General features: G+C 68.2%; 9 protein-coding genes. 1 reads left to right on the forward strand and 8 read right to left on the reverse strand.

Annotated features, from left to right (window positions below):
• Positions 1-18 precede the first annotated feature (18 nt).
• The gene (locus tag ACFXGX_RS14345) at positions 19-906 is read left to right on the forward strand and encodes a hypothetical protein (RefSeq protein WP_384789784.1); all 888 of its coding nucleotides are present in this window, start codon (positions 19-21) and stop codon (positions 904-906) included.
• 124 nt (positions 907-1,030) lie between these two features.
• Here ACFXGX_RS14345 and truA read toward each other — a convergent pair whose 3' ends face one another.
• The 8 genes from truA to map all read right to left on the reverse strand — a co-directional run bounded on the left by truA (position 1,031) and on the right by map (position 6,366).
• Positions 1,031-1,897 carry a tRNA pseudouridine(38-40) synthase TruA gene (gene truA, locus ACFXGX_RS14350; RefSeq protein ID WP_384789787.1) on the reverse strand — a complete coding sequence of 289 codons (867 nt, stop codon included), beginning with the start codon at positions 1,895-1,897 and terminating at the stop codon, positions 1,031-1,033.
• Between the two features lie 92 nt (positions 1,898-1,989).
• Complete coding sequence (gene rplQ, locus ACFXGX_RS14355) at positions 1,990-2,487, reverse strand: 50S ribosomal protein L17 (RefSeq protein ID WP_266761767.1); 498 nt, start codon at positions 2,485-2,487, stop codon at positions 1,990-1,992.
• Positions 2,488-2,612: 125 nt separating this feature from the next.
• Positions 2,613-3,635 carry a DNA-directed RNA polymerase subunit alpha gene (locus tag ACFXGX_RS14360; RefSeq protein ID WP_003966937.1) on the reverse strand — a complete coding sequence of 341 codons (1,023 nt, stop codon included), beginning with the start codon at positions 3,633-3,635 and terminating at the stop codon, positions 2,613-2,615.
• A gap of 177 nt (positions 3,636-3,812) precedes the next feature.
• Positions 3,813-4,217, reverse strand: coding sequence for a 30S ribosomal protein S11 (gene rpsK, locus ACFXGX_RS14365; RefSeq protein ID WP_006376016.1), 405 nt, complete (start codon positions 4,215-4,217; stop codon positions 3,813-3,815).
• Positions 4,218-4,286: 69 nt separating this feature from the next.
• Positions 4,287-4,667, reverse strand: a complete 381-nt coding sequence (gene rpsM / locus ACFXGX_RS14370) for a 30S ribosomal protein S13 (protein ID WP_081218901.1) — start codon at positions 4,665-4,667, stop codon at positions 4,287-4,289.
• Positions 4,668-4,883: 216 nt separating this feature from the next.
• Positions 4,884-4,997 (reverse strand): 50S ribosomal protein L36, encoded by a 114-nt coding sequence (gene rpmJ / locus ACFXGX_RS14375; RefSeq protein WP_003998809.1) that lies wholly within the window; start codon positions 4,995-4,997, stop codon positions 4,884-4,886.
• A 68-nt stretch (positions 4,998-5,065) separates the two neighbouring features.
• The gene (gene infA, locus ACFXGX_RS14380; RefSeq protein ID WP_003948620.1) at positions 5,066-5,287 is read right to left on the reverse strand and encodes a translation initiation factor IF-1; all 222 of its coding nucleotides are present in this window, start codon (positions 5,285-5,287) and stop codon (positions 5,066-5,068) included.
• 239 nt (positions 5,288-5,526) lie between these two features.
• A complete protein-coding gene (gene map / locus ACFXGX_RS14385; RefSeq protein WP_384789792.1) occupies positions 5,527-6,366 on the reverse strand; it encodes a type I methionyl aminopeptidase in 840 nt (279 codons plus the stop codon).
• Positions 6,367-6,617: the final 251 nt, after the last annotated feature.

The raw sequence follows: 6,617 nt of genomic DNA on the forward strand, positions 1-6,617 counted from the left end.
CCGTCTAAGATGCGGCGCATGAGTTATGGGCAAGGTGGGCAGGGGCAGCCCCCGTGGGACCCCTGGAAGCCGGGTTCTCAGCAGGCGCCCCAGTGGAACAACCAGCGTTCCGGCGGGAATCCCGACTGGGCCGCCATGGCGGAGGCTTCCGAAACGCGCAACAAACGCCGCAAAGTGCTGTTCATCGTGGGCGGGGCGTTGGCCACCGTCGCGGTCGGCGCTGCCGTGGCGATGGCCGTCGCCAACGCGAACGGCAACAACGAGGCCGCCAACCAGCCGTCCAAACTGCCCGCCAGCGCGGACATTCCCGGCGCCACGACACCGCAGCCGTCCTTCGAGCCGACCTCGGCTCCGCCGCCGCTGGATCCGAAGGAGTTCATATCCAGCGCGAAGAAGGACACCGCGCCGCTGAGCCCGGACATCCTCTTCCCCGGTACGCAGCTCACCATGGGCAACCGCGTGTACCGCAAGGGTCCGACGGCCGACACGAAGAACTGCGCCTCGGTCGCGAAGGGCACCCTGCCGCCGGTCCTGACCAAGGATGGCTGCACCCGCTTCATGCGGGTCAGCTACGTCAAGGACGGGGTAGCGGTGACGGTCGGCGTCGCGGTCTTCGACACCGAGGCCCAGGCGAGCAAGGCCAAGGCCGACGCGGACAGCAAGAGCATCATCGCCTCGCTGCCCGGCAACGGCATCAAGGCGTTCTGTGACTCGGCCGTCTGCCGTTCGACCACCAACGCCTACGGCCGTTACGCCTACTTCACCCTCTCGGGCTTCGTCAACGGCAAGGACGTGACGCCGAAGGACACCGCGGTGTTCACGACCGGCAATGATCTCGCCGAGTTCACGTTCCGTCAGATCAGCCGGCGGGGCCAGGCCCAGGCGTCGGCCGCGGCCGCCCAGTAGCGGTGCCGGGCGCGGGCGGCCGACGGACACCGGCCGCCCGCCCCACCCTCCCCCGACGTCCCCACAAGGCGGTTGACGCACGTTCAGGCATCGGCCCCGCGCGGGCCGCGCCGGTGAGCAGGCCTCAGCAGGACTCGCATCCCGACGCACCCGGCAACGTCCGCTTGTTGCGGGCCTCTTTGCTCCGTGCGGCCAGCAACTCGTCGGCGGGGTAGCCGACTTCCTCAAGGGTCAGCCCGTGCGGCCGTACGACGTGAACGGCCGAGTCCCGTACGCCGGCGGCGAGCACCTTGCCCGGCCAGTCGGGTCCGCGGTGCCCGTCCCCCACGAACAGCAGGGCCCCGATCAGCGACCGCACCATGTTGTGGCAGAAGGCGTCGGCCCGCACGGTGGCGGTGATGACACCGTCCTCACCCCGTACCAGGCTCAGCCGCTGGAGGGTGCGGATGGTCGTCGCGCCCTCGCGCTTCTTGCAGTACGCGGCGAAGTCGTGCTCCCCCAGCAGCCGTTCGGCGGCCTGGTTCATCGCCTCCACGTCCAACGGCCAGTCGTGCCAGAGGACATGACTGCGCAACAGCGGGTCGACACCGCCGGGTTCGTCGGTCACGCGGTAGGCGTAGCGCCGCCAGATCGCCGAGAACCGCGCGTTGAAGCCGGGGGGCGCCTCGGTGAGCGACCACACCCGCACGTCCTTCGGCAGCCTCCCGGCGAGCCGCTTCAGCAGCTTCTCCCGGTGCTCGGCCCACAGTTCGCCGGGCAGGTCGACATGGGCCACCTGGCCGCGCGCGTGGACCCCGGCATCCGTCCGTCCGGCCACGGTCAGCTCGTACGTGGTGTCCCTCGTCCGCGTCACCGTCCGCAGCGCGTCCTCGATCTCGCCCTGCACGGTCCTGCGTCCCCCGGCCTGCTTGGCCCACCCGGAGAACTCGGTCCCGTCGTACGACAGGTCCAGCCGCACCCGTACGAACCCGGGCTCCGCTTCGTCACTCACACCTAGATCCTCTCAAGCCCGGGTTCCTCCCCGGGAACGCGAAAGCGGGCCCGCCCCGAAAGGGACGGACCCGCTCACAGCAAGGCAGTGCCTCAGGCGTCCTTCGACTCCTCGGCGGGAGCCTCGGCGGCGTCCTCGACCTTGGTGTCCTCGACCTTGGCCGGGGCCTCGGTCTCCTTGACGGCACGCTTGGTGGCGGCCTCGGCCTCACCGGTGGCCTGCTGGGCCACGGTCAGGGCCTCCACCAGCTCGATGACAGCCATGGGCGCGTTGTCGCCACGGCGGTTACCGATCTTGGTGATACGGGTGTAACCACCCGGGCGGTTCTCGTAGCGCGGGCCGATCTCGGTGAAGAGCGTGTGCACGATGCTCTTGTCCGTGATCACCGAGAGCACCTGACGGCGGTTGTGAAGGTCACCCTTCTTCGCCTTGGTGACCAGACGCTCCGCGTAGGGACGCAGGCGACGGGCCTTGGCCTCGGTGGTGGTGATGCGGCCGTGCTCGAAGAGCGACTTCGCGAGGTTCGCGAGGAGCAGCTTCTCGTGCGCGGCGCTGCCGCCCAGACGGGCACCCTTGGCGGGCTTCGGCATGTTCTCTCCTAGGTGTCTGCCCCGGCCGTATCAGGTACCGGGGGCAGTGTCCGAGCGGGCGATTGCCCGTCGAAGATCCGGGGTCCCGAAGGACCCCGGAGGACGGAAGCCGTCCCAGTACTGGCTCAGTACTGCTCGGTCTCCACGAAACCCGCGTCCGCGTCGTCGTCGGCGCCGAAGGCGTCGGCGGCGGCGGTCGGGTCGAATCCGGGCGGGCTGTCCTTGAGGGCCAGGCCCATGCCGGCCAGCTTCGCCTTGACCTCGTCGATGGACTTCGCACCGAAGTTGCGGATGTCCAGGAGGTCGGCCTCGGAGCGGGCGACGAGCTCACCCACGGAGTGGATGCCCTCACGCTTGAGGCAGTTGTACGACCGAACGGTGAGCTCGAGCTCCTCGATCGGCAGGGCGAGATCAGCGGCGAGGGCGGCGTCCGTGGGGGACGGGCCCATGTCGATGCCCTCGGCGTCGATGTTGAGCTCGCGGGCCAGACCGAACAGCTCGACCAGGGTCTTACCGGCCGACGCCATGGCGTCACGGGGACGCATGGCCTGCTTGGTCTCGACGTCGACGATCAGCTTGTCGAAGTCGGTGCGCTGCTCGACACGGGTCGCCTCGACCTTGTACGTGACCTTCAGCACCGGCGAGTAGATCGAGTCGACCGGGATGCGCCCGATCTCCTGACCGACCTGCTTGTTCTGAACGGCGGAGACGTAGCCGCGACCGCGCTCGACGGTCAGCTCCATCTCCAGCTTGCCCTTGCCGTTGAGCGTGGCGAGGACGAGGTCGGGGTTGTGGACCTCGACACCGGCCGGGGGCGCGATGTCGGCGGCGGTGACCAGACCCGGGCCCTGCTTGCGCAGGTACATCACGACCGGCTCGTCGTGCTCCGAGGAGACGACCAGCTGCTTGATGTTGAGGATCAGGTCGGTGACGTCCTCCTTGACGCCCGGCACGGTGGTGAACTCGTGCAGGACACCGTCGATGCGGATGCTGGTGACAGCAGCGCCGGGGATCGACGAGAGGAGGGTGCGGCGCAGGGAGTTGCCGAGGGTGTAACCGAAGCCCGGCTCCAGCGGCTCGATCACGAACCGGGAGCGGAATTCGTCGACGACCTCTTCGGTCAACGAGGGGCGCTGAGCGATCAGCATGTGGTGATCAGATCCTTCATTCGTGGACGCCCGCTATTTGACGCCCGACAAAACCGCGCCTCCGAAGAGGCGGGTACAGCAAGGGTACGGGCGATACGGCCCCTTTACGGAGCCGTACCGCCCGGAAACCTCGAACCAGCACAGGGCCGTCGAGAACGACGACCGAGCGGCCGTGCGTCAGACGCGGCGGCGCTTCGGCGGACGGCAGCCGTTGTGCGGGGTGGGGGTGACGTCCTGGATCGAGCCGACCTCCAGGCCAGTGGCCTGGAGGGAGCGGATCGCGGTCTCGCGACCGGAGCCCGGGCCCTTCACGAAGACGTCAACCTTGCGCATGCCGTGCTCCTGCGCGCGACGGGCAGCCGACTCGGCGGCCATCTGCGCGGCGAAGGGGGTGGACTTGCGCGAGCCCTTGAAGCCGACGTGGCCGGCGGAGGCCCAGGAGATCACGTTGCCCGCGGGGTCCGTGATCGAGACGATCGTGTTGTTGAACGTGCTCTTGATGTGAGCGTGCCCGTGAGCAACGTTCTTCTTTTCCTTGCGGCGCACCTTCTTGGCAGCGCCCTGACGACCCTTGGGGGGCATCTATTTCTCCTACGGGGAGGTGGTCGGTCCTACAGCGAAGACCGCTGATGAAGCGTTGTCCGCTGAGGACTACTTCTTGCCCGGCTTCTTCTTACCGGCGATCGCGCGACGCGGGCCCTTGCGGGTACGAGCGTTCGTGCTGGTGCGCTGACCGTGCACGGGCAGGCCACGACGGTGGCGGATGCCCTGGTAGCAGCCGATCTCGATCTTGCGGCGAATGTCGCCCTGGATCTCGCGACGGAGGTCACCCTCGGTCTTGATGTTGGCGTCCACGTACTCGCGGATCTTGACCAGCTCCTCCTCGGAGAGGTCACGAACGCGCGTGTTGGGGTTCACGCCAGTCTCGGCCAGCGTCAGCTGGGAAAGGGTCCGGCCGATGCCGAACACGTAGGTGAGGGCGACCTCCACGCGCTTTTCGCGCGGGATGTCAACACCGGAAACGCGTGCCATTCAATGGCTCCAGTTGTCGTTCGGAGGTCTTCCGCAGAACCGGATCCCGCCCGCCGTCGTCCTCTGATCCAGGGATCGAGGATTCGGTACGAACCGGGTCCCCGGCCTCCGACCGGGGGTGTCAGGCCTGATGAGACTCAGCCCTGGATCCTGCGTATGAACATGTACTGCTGCGTCGCGCGAAGTATCTGCGGGTGCAGAAGGTGCGGTCGTGCGTCAGCCCTGGCGCTGCTTGTGGCGCGGGTTTTCGCAGATGACCATGACCCGACCGTGACGGCGGATCACCCTGCACTTGTCGCAGATCTTCTTGACGCTCGGCTTGACCTTCATTAGGTGAGGTTCTCCGGGTCAGTGCCACCCCCCGCGCCCCGGAACCGGGACACGGAGCAAGGCAAGATCTACTTGTAGCGGTAGACGATCCGGCCGCGCGTCAGGTCGTACGGAGACAACTCCACCACGACCCGGTCGTCAGGGAGGATGCGGATGTAGTGCATGCGCATCTTGCCGCTGATGTGCGCCAGGACCTGGTGGCCGTTCTGGAGCTCCACCTTGAACATCGCGTTCGGAAGAGACTCAACGACAGTGCCCTCGATCTCGATGGCACCTTGCTTCTTGGCCACGCTTTGCCCTTCGAATCGACTACCTTGATCGACTTCGTGCGAGCGCATGCAGACATGCGGGTGCACGAGAGCCGACGAGTCAGTCTACGTCAGGGCTCCCGGAAAGACGAATTGGCCTCGGTCCTCCCCGCCACTCATGACGATGCCCCACCCGTCGGCGCGGTATGCGCGAGGGGCGGGGCTGGCCGAGTGCACGGCCGGTGAGGAGCGCGGGCGCGCTCCCCGCGGGCGGGGGGGCTTCAGCCCGCGAGGGGATCGGGCGCCGCCGTGATCCCGTACTCGGCGAGCTTCGCCCGGCCGCAGTCGGGAGCCGTGAGGACGAGCGGTCCGTCCTCCGTCAGTGCCACGGAATGCTCCCAGTGCGAGGACCAGGTCCCGTCCGTGGTGATCACGGTCCAGTCGTCCTCGAGCACCTCGGTCCGCGGTGTGCCGAGCGACACCATCGGCTCGATCGCCAGGCACAGGCCGGGCACCAGCTTCGGGCCCTTGCCGCGCTTGCGCTCGACATAGTTCAGCAGGTGCGGGTCCATGTGCATCTCGGTGCCGATGCCGTGGCCGCCGTAGTCCTCGACGATGCCGTACTTGCCGCCGCCCGGCTTGGGCTGGCGGCGGATGTAGGTCTCGATCGCCCGGGAGATGTCGACCAGTCGGTTGCCCGCCTTCATCGCCGCGATGCCCGCCCACATCGACTCCTCGGTCACCCGGGAGAGCTCGACCAGCTCCGGGGCGTGACCCGAGCCGACGAACGCGGTGAACGCGGCGTCGCCGTGCCAGCCGTCGACGATCGCGCCGGCGTCGATGGAGATGATGTCGCCGTCCTTCAGGACGGTCTTGTCGTCCGGGATGCCGTGGACGACGACCTCGTTGGCCGAGGTGCAGATCGTCGCCGGGAAACCGCCGTACCCGAGGAAGTTCGACTTGGCGCCGTGCTCGTCCAGCACCTTGCGCGCGACCTCGTCCAGATCCCGGGTGGTCGCGCCGGGCACCGCGGCCTCACGCGTGGCCGCATGGATCGCCGCGACGACCAGTCCCGCCTCACGCATCTTGGCGATCTGCTCGGGGGTCTTGATCTGCACCATGGTGGCTGCGGCCTTTCTGGACCGGAGAACGGACTACTCCAACGATACGGGGGACTCGACCCACCCCGCCCGGGGTCACGGGACCCCGACGCGCGCAGGGCCGTCGCCCTGCCCGCCTCGCACGTCGGCCGCGGCGCCCCCCCCGACCCCGCCCCCCCACCGGCGCTCCAGATGCCGCTCGCGATCGCACGCTCACGCAGGTCGGGGAAGAACTCGCGCAGGATCGACAGCGTGGCGGGCATGATCCTCGC

Source organism: Streptomyces sp. NPDC059371 (assembly GCF_042751995.1).
Taxonomy (GTDB): domain Bacteria; phylum Actinomycetota; class Actinomycetes; order Streptomycetales; family Streptomycetaceae; genus Streptomyces.